The 1604-nt window shown below is 63.6% G+C and carries 2 protein-coding genes; one reads left to right on the top strand and one right to left on the bottom strand.

What is annotated here, in order from left to right; translation table 11 throughout:
• Window positions 1-252: 252 nt before the first annotated feature.
• Entirely contained in the window at window positions 253-594 is a 342-nt protein-coding gene (locus G4D85_RS48360; RefSeq protein ID WP_164021904.1) for a response regulator, read from the top strand.
• On the opposite strand, the gene G4D85_RS48365 is transcribed toward G4D85_RS48360, so the two are convergent.
• Window positions 585-1378 (bottom strand): IS5 family transposase gene (locus tag G4D85_RS48365; protein WP_164021906.1). Its coding sequence is split into 2 segments (ribosomal slippage): window positions 585-1051 and window positions 1051-1378, totalling 795 coding nucleotides; the frame shifts between segments, so codons are not numbered across the junction. The two genes, G4D85_RS48360 and G4D85_RS48365, sit on opposite strands and share 10 nt — an antisense overlap.
• Window positions 1379-1604: the final 226 nt, after the last annotated feature.

The following is a 1604-nucleotide window of genomic DNA, read 5'->3' on the forward strand; positions in this document are numbered from 1 at the left end:
GAGGAGGCGTGTCTTGCCGGACACCTCTCTCAGCTGGCCTCGATGGCCGCTCTTTTCCTACCCTCAGCCCTTTCTACCCTCGCCCCCCTGCTTGGGCCTCCCGGCCCAAAAGGGCGAAAGTCGAGTCTGAGGCCATGGCCTGTACCTCATGAAGGAGATCGTCGAGCGGCTGAAGGGACGGCTCCTCTGCGCCAACCGTGAAGAGGGCGGCGCCCGTGTCCAGATCCTCCTTCCGCGAGAGGAGCGTGCCCGATGAAGCGCCGCGAGAGGCTGTCACTCCTCATTGTCGACGATCAAGACGAGGTGCTGGAGGTCTACCATGACGTGCTGCAGACGGAGCTGAAACACCAGGTCGACTGCGTGACGATGCCGGCGGAAGCGCTCCGCCATGTGCGCAACACGCTCTTCGACATCGTCATCGTGGACGCGAAGAACAGCTACAAGGGGGCGCCGCTCGGAGGACTCATCCTCGCCGACGAGATCGGCGCCATCCTCGGGAAGGGCTCGGTGCTCCTCATGTCGCAATATAACGTCCGCGAGGAGGTCCGCCACTTCAACCCGGAGTTCAGAGCTCCTAACAAAAGTCAGGTTTGAAGGCCTCGAAAGAGTATCAGGCAGGAGTCGAGCACGAGGAGGGCGAAGTGGACATCGTCTCGGCGTTCATCACGCACGCGCAGGCGCCGAATCTGGTTGATCCACGCGTTGGTGCGCTCCACCACCCAGCGGTGCGGACCCAGCCGATGCTTCGACTCAATGCCGGGCCGTGCGATGCGGGGAGTGATGCCGCGTCGGCGCAGGCCCCAGCGGTTCTTGCGCGAAGAGTACGCCTTGTCCGCATGCAGTTTGCCGGGCCGATGTCGGGGGTGGCCGCGGGGCTGCTTCACGTCGGGCACCGCATCCAGCAGAGGGAACAGTTCGTGGGTGTCGTGGACGTTGGCTCCCGTCAGACTCTCGGCCAGGGGCAGGCCCTTTCTGTCGACGAGAAGATGATGCTTACTACCCGCCTTCGCTCGGTCCGTCGGGTTCTTGCCCGTGAGGGCCCCCCTTTTGAAGCTCGGACACTCGAGGAGTCGATCGAGGCGCGGCTGAAGTCCACCAGGCCCCGCTGGCCCAGTTCGTTGAGCAGGACGCGCTGCAGTTGCTCGAACACCCCGGCGCGCATCCACTGCTCCATGCGTCGCCAAGCCGTCATCCCCGATAGGCCAAACTGCTTGGCCGGGAGCATTTCCCAGGGGATACCGGTCTTGAGCACGAAGACGATGGCCTCCAAGGCGGCTCGATCGTTGGCCCGAGGACGGCCGGGCTTCTTCTTCTTGGGAACCGGAAGCAGCGGAGCCACTCGCTCCCACAGCGCATCCGGTACGAGGTCGCGAGCCATGGGCCACAGGTGCGCATGGCCCGCTCATCCGTCCACCCTCCCGTTCGCCCTCAAACCTGACTTTTGTTAGGAGCTCTTAACGACTTACCTGAAGCCCCTTAGCACTACTGCGTTAGGGGTATGCGGGGGAGCGAGCGACTGAGGGCTGCGCGCCCTTGGCTACCATTGCGTTGTGCGCCCGGCGTCCTACTCATGAAGTAGGTATGGACTCCATTATGAATGCCGC

Origin of the sequence: Pyxidicoccus trucidator (genome assembly GCF_010894435.1) — a bacterium.
Classification (GTDB): Bacteria; Myxococcota; Myxococcia; order Myxococcales; family Myxococcaceae; genus Myxococcus; species Myxococcus trucidator.

Bases quoted from the DNA above. Each gene is read 5' to 3' on its own strand.
- G4D85_RS48360 (WP_164021904.1), top strand. From the start codon at position 253: ATGAAGCGCCGCGAGAGGCTGTCACTCCTCATTGTCGACGATCAAGAC.